Annotated in this window: 16 protein-coding genes; 7 read left to right on the top strand and 9 right to left on the bottom strand. The window is 63.5% G+C overall.

Features of this window, described 5'->3' with window-relative positions:
* Window positions 1-63: 63 nt before the first annotated feature.
* Together VEJ16_12720 and cobB are read right to left on the bottom strand one after the other, a co-directional pair.
* Window positions 64-663, bottom strand: a complete 600-nt coding sequence (locus tag VEJ16_12720) for a uracil-DNA glycosylase family protein (GenBank protein ID HYB10524.1) — start codon at window positions 661-663, stop codon at window positions 64-66.
* Window positions 660-1,397: a Sir2 family NAD+-dependent deacetylase gene (gene cobB / locus VEJ16_12715; GenBank protein HYB10523.1), complete on the bottom strand. Its 738-nt coding sequence runs from the start codon at window positions 1,395-1,397 to the stop codon at window positions 660-662. Before cobB ends, VEJ16_12720 begins: the two co-directional genes overlap by 4 nt.
* 297 nt (window positions 1,398-1,694) lie before the next feature.
* Between cobB and VEJ16_12710 the strand changes: the two genes are divergently transcribed.
* Window positions 1,695-2,891: a serine hydrolase domain-containing protein gene (locus VEJ16_12710; GenBank protein ID HYB10522.1), complete on the top strand. Its 1,197-nt coding sequence runs from the start codon at window positions 1,695-1,697 to the stop codon at window positions 2,889-2,891.
* Here the strand turns inward: VEJ16_12710 and thpR are convergent.
* Window positions 2,801-3,412 carry an RNA 2',3'-cyclic phosphodiesterase gene (gene thpR / locus VEJ16_12705; protein HYB10521.1) on the bottom strand — a complete coding sequence of 204 codons (612 nt, stop codon included), beginning with the start codon at window positions 3,410-3,412 and terminating at the stop codon, window positions 2,801-2,803. The two genes, VEJ16_12710 and thpR, sit on opposite strands and share 91 nt — an antisense overlap.
* 156 nt (window positions 3,413-3,568) lie before the next feature.
* Complete coding sequence (locus VEJ16_12700; protein ID HYB10520.1) at window positions 3,569-4,300, bottom strand: arylesterase; 732 nt, start codon at window positions 4,298-4,300, stop codon at window positions 3,569-3,571.
* A gap of 28 nt (window positions 4,301-4,328) precedes the next feature.
* Here VEJ16_12700 and VEJ16_12695 point away from each other — a divergent pair, with 28 nt between their 5' ends.
* The 3 genes from VEJ16_12695 (at window position 4,329) to VEJ16_12685 (ending at window position 8,511) form a co-directional block, all read left to right on the top strand.
* Window positions 4,329-5,024, top strand: coding sequence for an ABC transporter ATP-binding protein (locus tag VEJ16_12695; GenBank protein HYB10519.1), 696 nt, complete (start codon window positions 4,329-4,331; stop codon window positions 5,022-5,024).
* Window positions 5,021-7,627, top strand: a complete 2,607-nt coding sequence (locus VEJ16_12690) for an FtsX-like permease family protein (GenBank protein HYB10518.1) — start codon at window positions 5,021-5,023, stop codon at window positions 7,625-7,627. Before VEJ16_12695 ends, VEJ16_12690 begins: the two co-directional genes overlap by 4 nt.
* Window positions 7,628-7,794: 167 nt before the next feature.
* The gene (locus VEJ16_12685; GenBank protein HYB10517.1) at window positions 7,795-8,511 is read left to right on the top strand and encodes a Bax inhibitor-1/YccA family protein; all 717 of its coding nucleotides are present in this window, start codon (window positions 7,795-7,797) and stop codon (window positions 8,509-8,511) included.
* 88 nt (window positions 8,512-8,599) lie between these two features.
* Here VEJ16_12685 and VEJ16_12680 read toward each other — a convergent pair whose 3' ends face one another.
* From VEJ16_12680 to VEJ16_12665, 4 genes are all read right to left on the bottom strand, one after another.
* Entirely contained in the window at window positions 8,600-9,355 is a 756-nt protein-coding gene (locus VEJ16_12680) for a glucose 1-dehydrogenase (GenBank protein HYB10516.1), read from the bottom strand.
* A 69-nt stretch (window positions 9,356-9,424) separates the two neighbouring features.
* Complete coding sequence (denD, locus tag VEJ16_12675; GenBank protein HYB10515.1) at window positions 9,425-10,411, bottom strand: D-erythronate dehydrogenase; 987 nt, start codon at window positions 10,409-10,411, stop codon at window positions 9,425-9,427.
* Between the two features lie 69 nt (window positions 10,412-10,480).
* The gene (gene hutH, locus VEJ16_12670) at window positions 10,481-12,010 is read right to left on the bottom strand and encodes a histidine ammonia-lyase (protein ID HYB10514.1); all 1,530 of its coding nucleotides are present in this window, start codon (window positions 12,008-12,010) and stop codon (window positions 10,481-10,483) included.
* A gap of 118 nt (window positions 12,011-12,128) precedes the next feature.
* Window positions 12,129-13,571, bottom strand: coding sequence for a HAMP domain-containing sensor histidine kinase (locus VEJ16_12665; GenBank protein ID HYB10513.1), 1,443 nt, complete (start codon window positions 13,569-13,571; stop codon window positions 12,129-12,131).
* Between the two features lie 441 nt (window positions 13,572-14,012).
* Here VEJ16_12665 and VEJ16_12660 point away from each other — a divergent pair, with 441 nt between their 5' ends.
* From VEJ16_12660 to VEJ16_12650, 3 genes are all read left to right on the top strand, one after another.
* Window positions 14,013-14,507, top strand: a complete 495-nt coding sequence (locus tag VEJ16_12660) for an NUDIX hydrolase (GenBank protein HYB10512.1) — start codon at window positions 14,013-14,015, stop codon at window positions 14,505-14,507.
* Window positions 14,508-14,607: 100 nt separating this feature from the next.
* Window positions 14,608-15,258, top strand: a complete 651-nt coding sequence (locus VEJ16_12655; GenBank protein ID HYB10511.1) for an ABC transporter substrate-binding protein — start codon at window positions 14,608-14,610, stop codon at window positions 15,256-15,258.
* Window positions 15,259-15,665: 407 nt separating this feature from the next.
* On the top strand, window positions 15,666-16,307 hold the full coding sequence (locus VEJ16_12650) for an ABC transporter substrate-binding protein (GenBank protein ID HYB10510.1): 642 nt from the start codon (window positions 15,666-15,668) through the stop codon (window positions 16,305-16,307).
* 98 nt (window positions 16,308-16,405) lie between these two features.
* On the opposite strand, the gene VEJ16_12645 is transcribed toward VEJ16_12650, so the two are convergent.
* Window positions 16,406-17,386, bottom strand: a complete 981-nt coding sequence (locus VEJ16_12645; protein HYB10509.1) for an alpha-L-glutamate ligase — start codon at window positions 17,384-17,386, stop codon at window positions 16,406-16,408.
* Between the last annotated feature and the right edge of the window lie 301 nt (window positions 17,387-17,687).

Genomic DNA, 17,687 nt, shown 5'->3' with positions numbered 1-17,687 from the left:
CGCCGGTCAACCATTTGCGCGAGCGGCCAGCACCCGTTGCCCCACTGTCGATTTCGCGCGACGCTACGCATTCCGAACGAGCTTTTGCACCCGTTGGCGCAATTCGGGCACAAGCTCCCGCTCATACCAGGGGTTGCGCTTGAGCCAAGCCGTCGTGCGCCAGCTCGGATGCGGCGTGGGGATGAACTCAGGCAGATATTCGCGCCACGCACGCACCGTTTCGGTCATATTCCGCTTGCAACGATATGCGAGGTAATAGGACTGGGCGTATTGGCCCACGAGCAGCGTAAGTTCGATATTGAGCAAAGCCGCCCGCAGCGGCGGGTGCCAGCGTGGCGCGCATTCCGGCCGCGGCGGGGCGTCCCCGCCCCGTGGCAGCCGGCCCGGATAGCAAAATGCGACGCCGACGAGTGCTATACGTCGTTCGTCGTAAAACTGAGCGCGATCGAGCCCAAGCCACTCGCGCAGGCGGTCGCCCGAAGGATCATTCCATGAGATCCCCGTCTCGTGCACTTTGGTGCCGGGGGCCTGGCCGATGATGAGAAGCCGCGCCGAAGGGCGGCCGAGGAGAACGGGGCGCGGGCCGAGCGGCAAGTATTCTTCGCAAACGCGACAAGCGCGCACGCGAGCGAGGAGGGCGTCAAAGGACTCCTCGGCATTCATGACGTCGCCAGCAGCATTTCGACAAAACGCGGCACCACTTCGCTGGCGGGCCCATAATGCTGCTCCGCGAAGAGGGAAGCGCCCTCCGACGGCTCGAGATTGAGCTCGACCGTATGGGCATCGGCGATTTCGCGCGCTTCCTGGACGAAGCCCGCGGCGGGATAGACGTTGCCCGACGTGCCGATCGAGATGAAGAGTGCGGCACGGGCGAGGCTGGCATAGATGCTTTCCATCTCGAACGGCATTTCACCGAACCATACGACGTGCGGCCTGAGCCCGCCCGCTCGCATGCAGCCACTGCACGCCAATGCGACCGAAAGATCGTCCTCCCACGCGAAAATCTCGCCGCAGTGGCCGCAGTGGGACTTCAGCAATTCGCCGTGCATGTGGATGAGCTTTCGGCTGCCCGCCCGCTCATGCAGGTTGTCGATATTCTGGGTCACCAGAAGGAAATCGCCCGGCCAGTGTCGCTCGAGGTGGGCGAGTGCGCGATGTGCGGGGTTCGGCGCCACATCGGCGCCGACGAGCGAGCGCCGGCGCGCATTGTAGAATGCATGAACGCGATGAGGGTCGCGCTCGAACGCCTGCGGTGTTGCGACATCCTCGATTCGTACCCTCGACCATATCCCGTCCGGATCGCGGAAGGTATCGAGGCCCGACTCCTTGGATACGCCCGCACCGGTCAGGACAACGATGGCGCCTCCGCTGCGGTGGGAAAAACGGGGAATACTCATGGCGAAACAGTGGTTCTATAGTGGTCCTATAGCGACACCCGTAGCATACGATATTCAGAAGGCCGCATGGGGATTAACGACCGATTGCACGACGAACCCGGCGGGATTGAGCGCAAGTTCGGTCCGTCGGCAACGGCCCGAAGCCGATTGGCACGCTTGGGATTTCGCAACCTATTTTCTCTACGGGCTCGTCCAGGACTCGGTTTACGCGGCGAGCGGCCTCGGCGGGCCGCATCTTTCGCTCCGGCGGCGGGCCGGATTTGGACGAGAGCGGCTGCCTGCCTTTTTGTCGTCCTCGTGGCCGCCGGCACCGCCAGAGCGGACGATCTCGCGGCCCGGCTCAAGGCGCTCGCCGACTCCACGATCAAAGAAGACGAGAGCGTGGGCATCGTCCTTGGCGTGGCGCGCGAGGGTCAGACCCCGATCGTTCAGGCCTCGGGCCGCGCCCGCGTGGCGCCCGCAGCACCGATGACGCCGGACATCGAATTCAAGGCTGCGAGTATCGGAAAGACCTTCATCGCGGCCATTGTGCTCGAACTGGCGGATGAAGGGTTGCTCAATCTCGACGACAAGCTCTCCCGTTACCTGCCCAAGGTGCCGAACGCCGAGCGGGTGACGCTGCGCCAGCTTCTCAATCACACCTCGGGCTACGACGACTACATCACCGATGATTTCCTGGATACGGTCCACGCGCACAGCGCGAAGGCGTGGACGCTCTCCGAGCTGCTCGACTACGTGCCGAGCCAGCTCCTTGAGGCGCCGGGCACACGCTACGACTATTCCAACACCAACTATCTGCTGCTGTCGCTGGTCGTCCAAAACGTTACGGGACATTCTGTCGTGGCCGAGATCCGCCGCCACTTCCTCGAGCCGCTCGGCCTCACGCATACCTGGTTCGCGAGCGAGGAGCGAGTGCCGGCGGACAAGCTCGCCCACGGTTATTCCGAACTCGGCGACGACGGCAGTCGAGTCGACGTGACCGACGATCCCTGGCCCCTCGGCGGTGCGGACGGCGGCATGGTGACGAATGCAGGCGATCTCGTCATTTGGGCCCGCACGCTCTTCGGCGGCCGGTTGTTGTCACAACGCCGCCTCAATGAAATGCTCGATTTCGTGGACGCGTCCGACGACGATGCCGCACCGGGCAGCGGTTATGGCCTTGGCGTCGAGCGGCTCCGGATCGAGGGGATCACCTTCTACGGCCATACCGGCTCCTCGCCGGGCTACAACGACATGCTGCTTTACGAGCCGGCGACCAAGACAGTGATTGTGATCGCAATCAACGACGATCCGGAAGATGAAGATTTGCTCGATGTCATCGCCCTTCGCGTCGTCCAGGCGGTCGAGGAGGGCGGGACGATTCGCTTCCCGCGCACCGCCGATCCGCAAGCGGGATCGCCGGCTCAGGCAGCACCATCCTCGACGCCATCCTCCAAGCCCACGCCCAAGCCTTCATCCCCCTCTCCTTCCGGAACGCCACCGGCCAATGAATAGCGGGCCTCCGGCCGGTAGATCGCCCCATTGCGCGAAAGGAAGCTCGAGAAGAGCGCGAAGCCGTCGACCGGCGCCGGGCCCGCACGAAAGAGCGAATTGGCGGCGACAAAGGTGCCGAGGCGCATGGTGGCGGCGACTTTGAGGCGCGCGATGGTGACATGGGGCGAGTATCTGCGGCCTTCCGGGTCGAAACCGATATTGACGAGCGCACGATCGACCTTGGCGTGCAGGGCTTGGAGCGTGTCGTTGCGGCGCACGCCGACCCAAAGCGTGTGCGGCATGCTTTCCTTGCCGAACGTCGAGACGCCCTCGAGCGTCAGGTCGAATGTCGAGGCACGGATGCGCGATAAAGCCGAGGCAATGTCGTCGAACCGTCCTTCGTCCACCTCACCGATGAAGCGGACCGTGACGTGGTAGTTCTCGGGATCGACCCAGCGCGCCCCGGGCACTCCACCGCGAAGCAGCGAGAGCCACGTCCGCATTTCGGCCGGCAGCTCGAGACCGACGAAGAGGCGGATCATGGGTAAGGTCCTTTCCAGCACCCGGCCCGCTCGTTCCGCGTCGAGACACGCACTCGCCGCATCCGGCTCGCCGGCGGGTCGGGGATACTCGTTCGATTGCGCGTCAAATACCCCATGTCGCGGCCTGCGAAAAGTCGGTTGTCGGCAGCCACCGCCTCAACCGCCCAAGACCCGCTCGACGTAAGGGGCAAGCCGGCCCACGATGACCTCGACCCCCTTGGCATTGGGGTGGATGCCGTCGGATTGGTTGAGTTCGGGTTTGGCCGCGACACCGTCAAGGATGAAGGGATAGAGGAGGCAGCCGTGGCGCCTCGCGAGCTCGGGAAAGATCGCATCGAACTCGCGCCCGTATTCCGCGCCAAGATTGGGTGGCGCCAACATGCCGGTAAGCAGCACCTTGATTTTGGCCTCATCGAGCTTGGTCAGTATTTTGTCGAGATTGGCATAGCTTTCCTTGGGGTCGAGGCCGCGCAGGCCGTCATTGCCGCCGAGTTCGACGATGACGAGATCGGGATGGTCGGCGAGCATCCAATCGAGCCGCGCCAATCCGCCTGCGGTCGTGTCGCCGGAAACGCCGCCATTGATCACCTCGACGGCATGGCCCCCCTCGCGCAGTGCTGCCTCGAGCCTGCTCGGCAGGCTCTCCGAAGCCGAGAGGCCATAGCCCGCGGTGATACTGTCTCCCAGTGCTAATACGCGCGCGGCCGGCTTGGCTTGCACACCCTGCGTGTCGAGCGCCAGCCCGGCCGCGAAAGCGCAGAAGAGTATCAAGATGTTGAAATACGCCATTTGCGACCAATATCCGGGGTCACGCCATTTTCGAGGCGGCCCGCCCGCTCCAGTGCTGCGGAAAAGCCGCTTCATCGTCTTCCGGATATAATCCGACATGCCAAAATCCGCACTTCCTGAAGCCCCGATGATCCAACTGGCCGATCTCCATCTAGAGTTGGCGAGTGCCGCGGGCATCGTCAACATCCTGCGCGGCGTCGACCTCACGGTCGGCTCGGGCGAAACCGTTGGCCTGGTCGGCCCGTCGGGGAGCGGGAAGACCTCATTGATGATGCTCGTGGCCGGGCTGGAGCGACCCACGCGCGGCAGCGTCGTCGTCGCGGGAACCTCACTTGCCGGGCTCGACGAGGACGCGCTCGCGCGATTCAGACGGGATCATGTCGGCATCGTTTTTCAGGCGTTCCACCTCATCCCAACCATGACGGCGCTTGAAAACGTGGCGATCCCGCTCGAGTTCGCGGGCGTTGCCGACGCTTTCGTGCGTGCCGAGGCCGGGCTCGATGCGGTCGGGCTTGGCCCTCGCCTCGGTCACTACCCAGGCCAGCTCTCGGGTGGAGAGCAGCAGCGTGTAGCCCTTGCGCGCGCATTTGCGACCGAGCCGCGCCTCCTTCTCGCCGATGAGCCGACCGGCAATCTCGATCTCGCGACCGGCGAAGCGATCATCGAGTTGCTCTTTGCACTTCACCACCGGCGCGGCACGACGCTGGTCCTGATCACGCACGATCCCGCGATTGCCGCGCGCTGCGATCGCATCGTGCGTCTCGCGGATGGCAGGATCGTCGAAGACGGCCGTGTCGCGGTGAGGGCTACCGCGGGACGATGAATTCCCTCTCATCCCCGCCCGCCAAAGGTCATGGCGGCGCCGGCCAAGGCGATATAAATGGCGTTCGGTTGGCCCTGCGCCTCGCCCGGCGGGAATTGCGCGGCGGCCTCAAAGGCTTTCGCGTCTTCCTTGCGTGCCTCGCCCTTGGCGTTGGCGCCATCGCCGCCGTGGGTTCGCTCTCGGCTGCGGTCGATTCCGCCCTCAAGGGCGATGCGCGCGCACTCCTCGGGGGTGATGCCGACCTGACCCTCAGCCACCGCGAGGCGAGTGCAGCGGAATATGCAGCACTCACCGAGGCGGGAACCGTCTCGACGGTGGCCGATCTCAGGGCCATGACGCGTGCGGCCGATCCCGCCGAGGGTACGGGCCGCCGCATTCTCGTAGAACTCAAGGCGGTCGATGACGCTTATCCGCTCTACGGCGCACTCGAACTCGCACCTCCCCTTCGCCCCGCCGATGCTTTCGCGTTGATAGACGGTGCGTGGGGTGCGGTCGCCGACCGCGACGTGCTGGCCGCCCTCGGCCTCAAGCTCGGCGCGCGCATCAAGGTCGGCGAAGCGATTTTCGAGTTGCGCGCAGCCCTTGCACGCGAGCCCGATCGCGGTTCGGCCATCTTCATCCTCGGGCCCCGCCTGATGGTCGGCCGCGCGAGCTTGGCCGCGACCGGTCTGATCCAGCCGGGCAGCATCGTGCAATATCACTATCGGGTGAAGCTCCCACCCGCCGTCGATACACGCGCTTGGCTCGACGAGATTTCGGCCCGTTTTCCCGACGCGGGTTGGCATGCGCGAAGCCTCTACAACGCGACACCGCGGCTCCAGCAATTCCTCGATCGTATTGCACTCTTCCTCACGCTTGTCGGCCTTACGTCTCTTCTTGTCGGCGGGGTCGGCATCGCCAACGCCGTGAAGGCGTATCTCGACGGGCGCGCGGCGACGATCGCGATTCTCAAATGCCTGGGTGCTCCGGGCCGCCTCGTCTTTCGGATTTATCTGATTCAGATGCTGGCGATTTCATTGGGTGGGATCGCGCTAGGGTTGGCGCTTGGTGCGGCCGTGCCATTCCTTCTCTCGGGGGTGGTGGCGAAGATTTTGCCTGTCGTCGCGCATGTTGGAATATATCCGCAAGCCCTCGCTCTTGCCGCGGCTTATGGCCTTTTGACCACGCTTGCCTTCACACTCTGGCCGCTCGCCGGGGCGCGCGACGTGCCGGCGGCACATCTTTTCCGCAACGTCGTGGCGCCCTTACGCCATTGGCCCCGCCTTGGCTATGCATTGGCCCTCATCGCGGCCGGCACAGCACTTGCCGCACTCACCGTGCTATCGGCTCAGGACAAGCCTGTCGCACGGTGGTTCGTTCTTGGCGCAATCCTGACCTTGGCGGCATTCAGGCTGTCGGCATGGGCGATCGCGGCCCTCGCGCGTCAGGCAAGCCGGATGCCAGCGACAATGGGCGGGCGGCCCACGCTGCGCCTTGCCCTTGCCAATCTCCACAGGCCGGGCGCACCCACGCCGAGCGTGGTCCTCTCGCTCGGAGTCGGCTTGACGCTCCTCGTCGCCGTCGGTCTCGTCGAGGGCGACATCTCGCGCGAAGTGCGCGAGGAGCTACCCCAGGGCGCACCGGCATTCTATTTCATCGACATTCAGCCCGACGAACTCGCGGGCTTCGACGCGGCGGTGCGCGGCGTGCCCGGGGCCGGCGACATTCAGCAGGTGCCGAGCCTGCGCGGCCGCATCACGAAGATCAACGGTGTGGAGGCCGACCGCGCCCGGACGAATCCTCGTTCGGCCTGGGTGCTCGACAGCGATCGGGGCCTCACCTATGCGGCAACGCCGCCGCGCGGCACGCGCGTCGTCTCGGGAAAATGGTGGCCGAGCGATTATTCCGGCGAGCCGCTCGTCTCCCTCGATGCCGGGGTGGCGAAGGACTTCGGCTTGGGCATCGGCGATACGCTGACGGTCAACGTCCTGGGGCGCGAAGTGACGGCGCGCATCGCGTCCTTGCGCGAGATCGACTGGTCCACCCTTGGAATCAATTTCGTGATGCTGTTCTCGCCCGGCGTGCTCGACGGTGCGCCCAAGACGTATATCGCGACGGCGATGGCGACGCCGGAGGCGGAGGAGCCGATCCTGCGTGCGGTCACGGACCGCTACGCGAACATCACGGCAATTCGCGTCAAGGACGCGCTCGACGCCGTGGCAGAGATTCTCGGCAAAGCGAGTGCCGCGGTACGGCTCACGGCACTCTTCACCCTCATCGCCGGAACGCTGGTGCTTGGTGGTGCGATCGCCGCCGAGCATAAGCGGCGAACTTACGACGCCGTTGTCCTCAAGGTGCTGGGGGCTACGCGCCGCACGCTGCTCGCCACCTTCGCAATCGAATACGGCGTCCTCGGCGCAGCGGCTGCGGCGGTCGCCGCCGGCATCGGAACCCTTGCCGCATTTCTCGTCGTGACCCGGGTCATGCACGGGAGCTGGCTATTCCTTCCGGGCGTTGTCGCACTGACCATCCTCGGCTGTTCGGTCCTCACCCTTGTCCTCGGCTTCGCGGGGACTTGGCGCGCGCTTGGCCAGCGGCCGGCCCCGCTTTTGCGCAACGAATAGTCTTTGCGCGTTCCTCGGAACGCATTGTACCAGGGCTAGTCACCCGTAGTCGCCTGATGCACAAGGAAATCCGAGTCGAGCCAGTTGATTTTCGCCACGGCAAAGCCAAAATAGGGTATGGAAATGCGCGCCGCAGCGTCTGCGGCGCATGACGCATGAGGGTGAAAATGGATATTCGCGAGCAAGGCCGCGTCGTCTCCCGCACGGTCGAACGCGCCGAGATCGACGAGGGGCTGCGCAGCTATATGCTGCGCGTCTACAACTACATGGCTTCGGGCCTGGCGCTCACGGGGGTTGTCGCCTACGGGGTGTCGTCGTCGCCCGAGGCCATGCACGCGATCTTCGGCACGCCGCTCTTCTGGCTCGTCGTGTTGGCGCCGCTCGGGCTCGTGTTCTTCCTGAGTGCCCGGATCAACGCCATGCAGGCCTCTACCGCCCAAGCGCTCTTTTGGGTCTACGCCGCACTCATGGGCGTTTCGCTCGCCTCGATCTTCGTGGTTTACACGGGCGAGAGCATCGCGCGCGTCTTCTTCATCACGGCAGGGTCGTTCGCGGGCTTGAGTCTTTACGGCTACACGACGAAGCGCGATCTCTCCGGCTTCGCATCGTTCCTGATGATCGGCCTTATCGGCATCATCATCGCCGGACTTGTGAACCTCTTCCTGCATTCGAGCGGCCTGCAATTCGCGATTTCCGTGATCGGCGTGCTGGTGTTCGCCGGCCTCACGGCCTACGACACCCAGTCGATCAAGGAAATCTACTACGCGGGCGACGACGGCTCGGTCGCCACAAAGAAGTCGGTGATGGGCGCACTCCGCCTCTATCTCGACTTCATCAACCTCTTCCTCCTGCTGCTCCAGCTCTTCGGCAATCGCCGCGACTGAGCCGCAGCAGACGCCTGACGCAACGACGGCCCGGAGCCAAAGCTTCGGGCCGTTTTGTCTCGTGCATCGCGACCTATCCGATCTCGTCCTAAATGCATCGCCCGCCATCGACCTCGAGGGCAACGCCCGTGATGAACTCCGCTTCGTCCGAGGCGAGATAGAGGGCGGCATTCGCGATGTCCTCGGGCCGGCTCAATCGCCCAAGGGGCACGCTTGCCACGAAGCGCGCGCGGTTCTCCGGCGTATCGCCGCCCATGAAGTCGGCCAGCATCGGCGTGTCGCCCGCGACGGGGCACAGGCAATTGACTCGAATTTTCTTGGGTGCGAGTTCGATCGCCATCGCCTTGGTGAGGGAGATCGCCGCACCTTTGCTGCCGTTATACCAGACGAGGCCGGGGCGCGGCCGCAAACCGGCGGTCGACGCCGTGTTGATGATGACGCCCCCGCCGCGACCTTCGAGGACGGGAACCGCGTGGAAGGCCGCGAGGTAAATGCTCTTCACGTTGACCGCGAAGATACGGTCGAAGGTCGCCTCGTCGACGCCGAGCATGGGGCCGTTGCGTTGGGGCATTCCGGCGTTGTTGACGACGATATCGAGGCCGCCGAAACGCTCGCTCGCCCGCGCCACCATCGCCGCGACGTCTTTGCCCAACGTCACGTCCGCGTGGATATAGTCGGCACGACCGCCCGAGCCCGCGACCGACTCCGCGACATGCTCGCCGGCACGGTCGTTGATGTCGGCGACGACCACACTTGCACCTTCGGATGCGAAGCGGCGCGCGATCCCCTCGCCGAATCCCGAACCCCCGCCCGTAACGATCGCAACCTTGCCCTTCAGTCGCATGTCATCTCCCTGCCTTCCTGAGCGTATCGACCTGTTCTTGCGTCGGACGTCTCGCCCGGCGCCGTGCGATCAATTCTCAAGGAAGTCCTCGATATAAGCGCGGATGATCGAATCGACGTCGGGATCGCACACGAGACCGAGCGCCTTCGCCTTGGCCCACGCGGTTCCGGTCGGCCAGCCGGCGACGATGCGCTGGATTTCCGCGTCGGGCCTCAGCTCGATCGGCCCGAGCTTGCGACCGGCGGCGACGCGCTTCAGGCCGGCAATCATCTCGCCAACCGTCAAGTCGAGGCTTGGGAAACTGACAGCGCGGTCGGCTCCGATCGCCTCTCCGCTCACCTCATGGAGACGGATCAGGTTCTCGACGATCGACCGATAGCCAAGTGCCGGCATCACGGTTTCGAGTGCGACCGGAAGGTGGCACGCCTCGCCGTTGAGGGGTTCGCGGATGACCCCACTCGCAAAACTCGATGCAGCCTTGTTGGGCTTGCCGGGCCGGACGATTACGGTCGGCAGGCGCGCCGAGCGGCCGTCCAGATAGCCTTTGCGCGTGTAGTCATTGACGAGAAGCTCGCCAATCGCCTTGGTGACGCCGTAGGTCGTCTGCGGCGTCTCTTTCGTGAAATCGTCGACGCGCTTCGTCATCCCCGGAGGACCGAAGACGGCGATCGAGCTGGTGAACACCAAACGCGGCTTCGACCCCAATCGGCGGCACGCCTCGAGGATATGCCGTCCGCCGTCGAGGTTGACGCGCAGAGCCAGATCGAAATCCTGCTCCCCGCCCGCACTCACGATGGACGCAAGATGAAAAACCGACATATCCGGACGGTCGATCAGGGCATCGACCTGCACCTTGTCGGAAACGTCGCCGGTGACGGTCTTGACGCGGCCTTCGAGGGCTTTGCGGGGTGCGGGTGGGGGCACCGCGTCGAACAGCACGAGTTCGTCAATCGCCGTCGCCGCGCCGGTCGGCGCCGTCAGCGTGCCACGGGCAAGAATTTTCTCCGCGAGCATCCGCCCGATGAATCCGGCCCCGCCCGTGATCAGTACCTTCATGACGCCGTTGCCTCCCCAAGCATGCGATTCTTTCGTTGCCGGGAGTGAGCGCCGAACCGACAGCCAGCGTCAAGGCAATATCGGCATGCCCGCGAACTCGCGAAACCGCCCGGCTTCGATGAGCTCGGCAATGCTCGCGATATCGGGTGCGTGCGGCCGATCGACCTCGTAGCTGCCTACGCGCGCGCGTACCGCGGAGACGACCTCTTCCAGGCGCGCACTCGATTTGAGCGGACGTCGCAGCTCGATCCCCTGCACGGCGGCCAGGATCTCGATCGCCACGATGTTGCGCGAATTCTCGGCCATGGTGTTCGTGCGCCGGGCGGCGTAGGTCGCCATGCTCACATGGTCTTCCTGGTTGGCGGAGGTTGGCAGGCTGTCGACACTCGAGGGTGTTGCGAGTGCTCGGTTCTCGCTCACAAGGGCGGCCGCGGTCACCTGCGGGAGCATGAAGCCCGAGTTCAAGCCGGGTTCGCGGACGAGAAACGGCGGCAGGCCAAAACTCAGATTGGCGTCGGTCAGGAGCGCTACGCGCCGTTCGGCGATTGCCCCGATTTCGGCGAGTGCCAGCGCCATGACATCCGCCGCCATCGCAACCGGCTCGGCGTGGAAATTGCCGCCCGAGATCACCTCATCGCGTTCGGGGAACACCAATGGATTATCCGAAACACCGTTGGCCTCCCGCCCGATCACGTCGGCCGCGAAGCGCAAATTGTCGAGGCACGCACCCATGACCTGGGGTTGGCAGCGAAGCGAATAGGGGTCCTGAACGCGCTCGTCCCCGCTCAAATGGGAGCGGCGGATTTCGCTGCCTTCCAAAAGTCGCAGAAGCACCCCGGCGACCGCAATCTGGCCAGGCTGGCCACGTATGGCGTGGATGCGCGGATCGAACGGCGTGTCGGCCCCGAGGCTTGCATCCACGCTCAACGCGCCCGAGACCAAGGCAGCGGCGAAGATATCCTCCGCGGCGAAAAGGCCGGCAAGGGCAAGTGCGGTCGAGACTTGCGTGCCGTTGATGAGGGCGAGGCCCTCTTTGGGCCCGAGCGTCATCGGGACCAAGCCCGCATGGGCGAGGCCGTCCCCGGCTGGCATGCGCACGCCCTTGAACCGGACCTCGCCGAAGCCGATCAGCGCCGCCGACAAGTGGGCGAGCGGGGCCAGGTCGCCCGAGGCGCCGACCGAGCCTTTGGCCGGCACGATCGGATAAACACCCGCGTTGGCAAGTGCCAGCAGATTATCGATCACCTGCCGGCGGCAGCCCGAATGGCCGCGGGCGAGGGCCGCCGCCTTGAGCACGAGGATCGCGTGCACGATCCTGTCCGGAAGCGCTTCACCGACGCCCGCCATGTGCGACAGGAGAAGGCGGCGTTGCAGCTCGGCGAGTTCGCGATCCGGAATATGCGTCGTCGAGAGCTTGCCGAATCCGGTATTGACGCCGTAAATGGGCTGGCCCTTCGCCGCAAGGCGCGCCACGGTCGCCGCCGCCGCCGCCACCTTGGGCCAGGCACTCTCGTGCAGTTCGGCGCAAGCACCTTCGAGCAGCTTGCGAAGATCGCCGAGACCGATCGCTCCCGGTTCGATTGCAATCGTTTCAGCCATGACATCCAGCTCGCTCAGGCCGTCGCCGCGGCCCACCCTGGCCGGCAACGACATTGCGTTCCATCGGCAACATTAGCGCGCGCCACGCAAGTTCGCACGCCTTCGATCGACAACCGTATCAGGAAACGCTTGTCGCCGGGGCGGAAGTCGCCGGAGCCGGCAGCGTGCGACCCGGCGGAAAGCGAATCGTTACGGTTGTGCCCCGCCCAAATTCGCTTTCGACCGTCAAGGTGCCGCCGTGGATCTCGACGAGTCCCTTTGCGAGCGGCAGGCCGAGACCGATGCCCGCATGCCTCTTGGCGAACGAATCGTCGAGCTGGGCGAAGGGTGCTATCGCCTTCGGAATGTCCGATTCCCGCATGCCGATCCCGGTATCCGAGATGGAGAGAACGATGGCCCCGGTCCCGTCCAGCATTGCGCCAACACGGATTCGTCCGCCAGTCGCGGTGAACTTGACGGCGTTGGAGACAAGCGAGGTCAAGATCTGCCGAAACCTCACGTCGTCGGCCCTGAGCGAGGGAAGCGACGGAGAAACGTCGACATCGAGGGCAAGGCCCTTGGCGCGAAATTGATCGGCGAAGGGCTGGAGGCAGGATTCGACCGATTGCGGAAGCGAGATCGCGTCATCTTCAAGCGTCACCGCACCGGTTTGCATCTTCGAGAAATCGAGAATTTCCTTGATCATGGCAAGGAGATGCTGCGCACCTTCATAAATGAAGCGGCTATAGGTGATGTATTCCGGGTTCGGCAACTTGCCGAACAATTCCGCTGCGAACATTTCGGAAAAGCCGATGATCGCATTCAATGGGGTTCTAAGCTCGTGGCTCATGTGCGCGAGAAATCGCGACTTGGCTTCCGAGGCCGCCTCGGCCGCATCGCGCGCCACGGTCAGATTCCGGATCAGTGCCGCGTTCTCGAACTGGAGGCGAAAGCCGTCCGCAAGCGAGCGATTGAGGTCGCGTCCGATGAGCGCCAAGGCGACACCGAAAACGATCGCAAGGACACCCATCCCGAGAGACACGAGGTCGCCCCTCAGGAAGAACGCTATTGTCGCCGGCGCAAGCGTGGGCGCCATGAAGGCAAGCAACGCGGGAAAATAAACTGCATTCGATCCGACGGCACCCGCGCACATTCCCGCGAGTACGAAGGCCACGAAGACGCGATAGGTCTCGTGAGGGGAGATGAACACGACGGAACCCGCGAGTCCCCAGAGACATCCTGTGACGGCTGTGCCGATCACGAAGCGGCGGGCCCACATGTCGGTCGACTGAGGTACGCGGGGGCCGCGCACATAGTTGCGCCACAGGACCGCCCGAATCGGAATGACGATCCAGAATGCGGCCACCCATGCAATCAGCACCCATCTGGGATAGTCGCTCCAAACGACGATGGCCACGATCGGCGCGTTGACGAGGTTTACGAGCGTTGCGATCGGTGCTCGATAAAGGACGCGGATCTGCTCCGCCCGAATCGCGTCGGCGGTGTCCGCAGGATCGAGCCGCACATCGCCCGCTCGGCCGTTGCCCGGCGGCCCACTACCGGCGATCGCGTCATTTTTCACCAATTTCGTGCGTCCTTAGTGTGGCGAATTTGAAGTTCCTTGCATTTTGGTGGCATCCGCATTCAGGAACTTCAAATCCGGATACCACACTAGAAACAACATATTCCTCGTGTGGCTTTGAATCCGAAATTCGCTCCCAGTCCCGCCCCCAAATGCGGCGAAGTTCGGATTTGCCACACGAGGGGTTCGTTTTTTGCGGATCGTGCGCCCCGCCCGCAACTCTTCGGCCCGTTGGCGCCGGACGACACATTGCGGCGGCCATCGGCTAATCTGAATTTACACCGAAAGCGCCTGAAAAGATGAAAGAATTACGCGACCTTCGCCGAAAACGCCCGCGATCGCTCCGTGGGCGGCGCATCGGCGGCACCCGGCCCTTCCGCATCAACCAAGCCCCTTTTATGATGCGGTCATGGCCACCGCCACATTTCGCGCGAAGATCCGATGAACCGGAGCTATCCGGAACGACCGTTCGTCGGGGTCGGCGCCCTCGTCTTTCGCGGGGAAAAGGTGTTGCTGGTCCGGCGCGGCAAGCCACCGCGCAAGGGACAATGGAGTATTCCCGGCGGCATGCAGCAGACGGGCGAGACCGTGGCAGAGGCTGCTCGGCGCGAGGTTCGGGAGGAGACCGGCCTCGACGTGGAAATCGGGGAGACCGTGGCGGTGATCGATTCCATTGCAAGGGACGAGGCCGGGGCGGTCGAGTATCACTACACGCTGGTCGACGTTATCGCGGAATGGCGGGCGGGCGAGGCGGTCGCCGGCGACGACGCGGCGGAAGTCGCATGGACCGCCCCCGACCGGCTTCAGTCGTTTGAGCTATGGCATGAGACCGTTCGCGTGATCCAACTGGCCGCCGCCCGCCGCAAGGGACGGCGAACCAACGCGAAGGCGGCTGGCCCTCTCGATATAGCGCGCGTATCGGGCGAGATCGGCTGACGTCAACAAGCTGTTGCCTCCGCGCCCGCGCGGTGACAACATGCGGCGCTTTCACGACAGTCTCCGCTCCGGTCGGGCGGTTCGAGAGCGAGATCTGGTCATGATTTCTGTTCGACAGCTCGTCGCAACCGTTCTTGCGAGTTTCCTGATCCTTTCACCGTGCGCGGCCTCGGCCGCGGACGTGACATCGCCGGAACGCGCCGAGCGATTCATCGACGATATCGGTTCGCGCACCATGAAAACGCTGACCGATACGTCGCTCAGCCAAGCGGAAAAGGAAAAAAGGGTACGAGCACTTCTGAGCGAGGGGCTCGATCTCGTGACGATCGGCCGATTTGCCCTCGGCCGTACATGGCAAACTGCGACCGACGCGCAGCGCGCCGAATACTCCAAGCTCTTCGCGGTTTATGTCCTCAACACCTATGCTCGGCGCCTGGCCGCGTACTCCGGGGAGACTTTCAAGATAACCGGCGCCCAGCCGATGGCCGACACGGATGCGCTCGTGACGAGTGTGATCGGGCGGCCGAACGGTGAGCCGGTCGACACAGGGTGGCGTGTGCGCTCGGGAGATCGAGGCTACAAGATCATCGATGTGCTTATCGAGGGTGTCAGCATGGCGCTTACGCAGCGCCAGGAATTTGCTGCGGTGGTGCAGAACAAAGGGCTCGACGGGCTTCTCGAATCCCTGCGCGCACAGAACCGACAATTTGCCGGTGGGGCCACCACCGCCGGCGACGCGTCGTCGGAATGACGTGTGCCATCGCGATATCGGTTTCAACACGGACATGGGGCATTGGTCGGCATCGGACCTGCCCATGGCACCATGGGCTTGAAATTGTCACGACCTGTGGCAGCCGCTCGTCGCGATCGGGAGTCCCAGCAGGACTTTTTCATTCGAAATCAAAAATGTGCCCCTATTCTTTCCGACTGGCACTGAAGGATGAGTCTTGGCTCATGGCCGCTATATCGCCGGCGAATCTGCCTCGGGCTCGGCGCTAGACTTGATGACGCCACAATCGGCCGTCACATTCATGCGCAAGCACTCGGACGATGGGGTAGATCGGCAGTCCGCGCAGGGGAATCGTCGTTGCGACGTATTTCTGGCGTTGCGAAAACCGGCACGTTGAAGAAACGTCGGGGTACTATGCGGAGGTCACGATGATAGGCACTAGGTTGCTCACACCGTTTGTCACGCTTCTTCTATTCCTCGGCTTTGCCTCTCTTTCCGCACGTGCAGCTGACGTACACACCTCGCCCGAACAAGCGTCGAAGTTTGTACAGGATCTCGGCAATCGCGCCGTGGTGATGCTCGCGAAATACAATGAATCCGAAGCACCGCAGCATCAGGAAGAGTTCAAGAAAATCGTGCGAGAAGGATTCGATCTCGAACTCATCGGCCGGTTCGTCCTCGGCAATTCCTGGCATACCGCGACACCGGAACAGCAGCAGGAATATCAGCAGCTTTTCTCGACATGGGTGCTCAATAGCTACGCCCGGCGCCTCGGCGCTTACAAAGGCGAAACGTTCGCCATCGTGAACGCGCAACCGTTTGCCGACAGTGACGCGCTCGTCGAGACGGAAATTAAGCGCCCTGACGGCGAACCGCTCAAGGCCGCGTGGCGTGTCCGCGAAATCAAGGGCCAGCTCAAGATCATCGACGTCGTCGTCGAGGGGGTGAGCATGGCCCTCACGCAGCGCCAGGAATTCGCCTCCGTCATCCAGCGCTCCGGCCTTGACGGCCTGATCAGCGAATTGCGCACCCGCGTGAATAATCTCCACGCGGATTCGAACCCGAGTTGATCGGGGCGGGATCGCTCTCGTTCGGCGAGATATGCGAGATCCGGTAGCAGGGGCGGATGTCGTGCGCGGCCCCGGTCGAATTTGTCTCGAATAAACTGTCAGGCGGCGAAACTCTCCACGACATCGTCGCGGCATTTTTCAAATTCGGACGCGAGGAATTGCGCGAGCGTCTTCATTCCGTGCCGGCCCGCCACCGCTTCAGCTTCCGCGTTGTAGTTCGTGTTCATGTTGACGTCGTAGGTGAAGCTATTCCCGGCCGAGTCGGTGATGAACTCGAAGCCCGCGATTTCGATTCCATAGGCACTCATGAACCGCTCATAGCGTTCGATGAGCGGGCTATCGAAATGCTGCAGGATCTGGAATTTCGCACCACCCGCGCGATTGGCGCTCGAGCTGGCATTATCGTTCGTCGGGCAAAGGACGTCGCCCACCTGACACTCATCCGCGGGGCAAAGCTCGAATCCTTCGGACGTGTTCACCTTGACGGCGTAGAAGAATCGCCGACCTATGAACTCGACGCGCGTAATGTAAGGTGCCGGTGCTTCGATGTAGCGCTGGATCAGCGTGACGCCGTCGACCGAATCCTCGAAGCCGCTGCCGTCGAGATAGTTCTCGAGTGCCTCCACGCTACGGAAGAGATGCACGCCAAGTCCCTTGCCAGCCCGGTTGTGCTTGGTGATGAAGGGTGCTTCGAGCCGCCGCGCCGCCGCCGCAATCTCCGCGCGCCCGACCGCCGGCAGCGTGCGGGGCACGGCGATTCCAAACGCCTCAAGTGCCGCGTATTGGGCTGCCTTGCTGAGCTCAAGGCGAAATGGCCCGCTGCCGTTGATCACGCACCGTCCATGGGCTTCGAGCCAGGCGAGCACCGCCGCCGTGTATTCCGGGGCGAAGCGGTGGCCGCGCGTGTGGGATGACGGGCTGACCCGGTTATAGAAGACGCCCTTGGGCGGGGGTGCGCCGAGATCGAAGAAGCCCCGGTCGAGATGCCAGGATTCGTGGGGAACCTGTAGATGGACCAGTGCGTCCAACAGGGGTGCGGTCCACGCTTCGTTCTCATGGATGACGTAGATTTTCAGCATAATTTTACCTTTTTCAATCGTATATCTTGATATTGTACGAGAATTCTGGTGGATAAGTGCATCCCGTGATCGGAAAAGTCAAGAAAATAGCCGATTTATAATACAAGACTTCCTCGTTATTTAAGCCGGCACACACGCCGCCGCCCAACCCCGGCGAAATCTCCCTTAACGTTCTGTTTTCAGATGGCTGGCACAATGCCAGTGCAGGGAAAGGGAACCGTGCGTATTTCCACTTCGCCGATACCTCCGTCCTTCGGCCAAGCGCGGTGCATCAGGGTCCATTGAATGGTTCGACGCGGCG

Source organism: Alphaproteobacteria bacterium (assembly GCA_035625915.1).
Taxonomy (GTDB): domain Bacteria; phylum Pseudomonadota; class Alphaproteobacteria; order JACZXZ01; family JACZXZ01; genus DATDHA01.
The sequence above is the reverse complement of the archived record's forward strand: the minus strand, read 5'-3'. Positions and strand labels throughout refer to the sequence as shown.

Bases quoted from the DNA above. Each gene is read 5' to 3' on its own strand.
- VEJ16_12645 (HYB10509.1), bottom strand. From the start codon at position 17,386: ATGCTGAAAATCTACGTCATCCATGAGAACGAAGCGTGGACCGCACCC.
- thpR (HYB10521.1), bottom strand. From the start codon at position 3,412: ATGATCCGCCTCTTCGTCGGTCTCGAGCTGCCGGCCGAAATGCGGACG.
- VEJ16_12680 (HYB10516.1), bottom strand. From the start codon at position 9,355: ATGCGACTGAAGGGCAAGGTTGCGATCGTTACGGGCGGGGGTTCGGGA.
- VEJ16_12690 (HYB10518.1), top strand. From the start codon at position 5,021: ATGAATTCCCTCTCATCCCCGCCCGCCAAAGGTCATGGCGGCGCCGGC.
- hutH (HYB10514.1), bottom strand. From the start codon at position 12,010: ATGGCTGAAACGATTGCAATCGAACCGGGAGCGATCGGTCTCGGCGAT.
- cobB (HYB10523.1), bottom strand. From the start codon at position 1,397: ATGAGTATTCCCCGTTTTTCCCACCGCAGCGGAGGCGCCATCGTTGTC.
- VEJ16_12720 (HYB10524.1), bottom strand. From the start codon at position 663: ATGAATGCCGAGGAGTCCTTTGACGCCCTCCTCGCTCGCGTGCGCGCT.
- VEJ16_12685 (HYB10517.1), top strand. From the start codon at position 7,795: ATGGATATTCGCGAGCAAGGCCGCGTCGTCTCCCGCACGGTCGAACGC.
- VEJ16_12695 (HYB10519.1), top strand. From the start codon at position 4,329: ATGATCCAACTGGCCGATCTCCATCTAGAGTTGGCGAGTGCCGCGGGC.
- VEJ16_12660 (HYB10512.1), top strand. From the start codon at position 14,013: ATGAACCGGAGCTATCCGGAACGACCGTTCGTCGGGGTCGGCGCCCTC.
- VEJ16_12700 (HYB10520.1), bottom strand. From the start codon at position 4,300: ATGTCGGATTATATCCGGAAGACGATGAAGCGGCTTTTCCGCAGCACT.
- VEJ16_12655 (HYB10511.1), top strand. From the start codon at position 14,608: ATGATTTCTGTTCGACAGCTCGTCGCAACCGTTCTTGCGAGTTTCCTG.
- VEJ16_12650 (HYB10510.1), top strand. From the start codon at position 15,666: ATGATAGGCACTAGGTTGCTCACACCGTTTGTCACGCTTCTTCTATTC.
- denD (HYB10515.1), bottom strand. From the start codon at position 10,411: ATGAAGGTACTGATCACGGGCGGGGCCGGATTCATCGGGCGGATGCTC.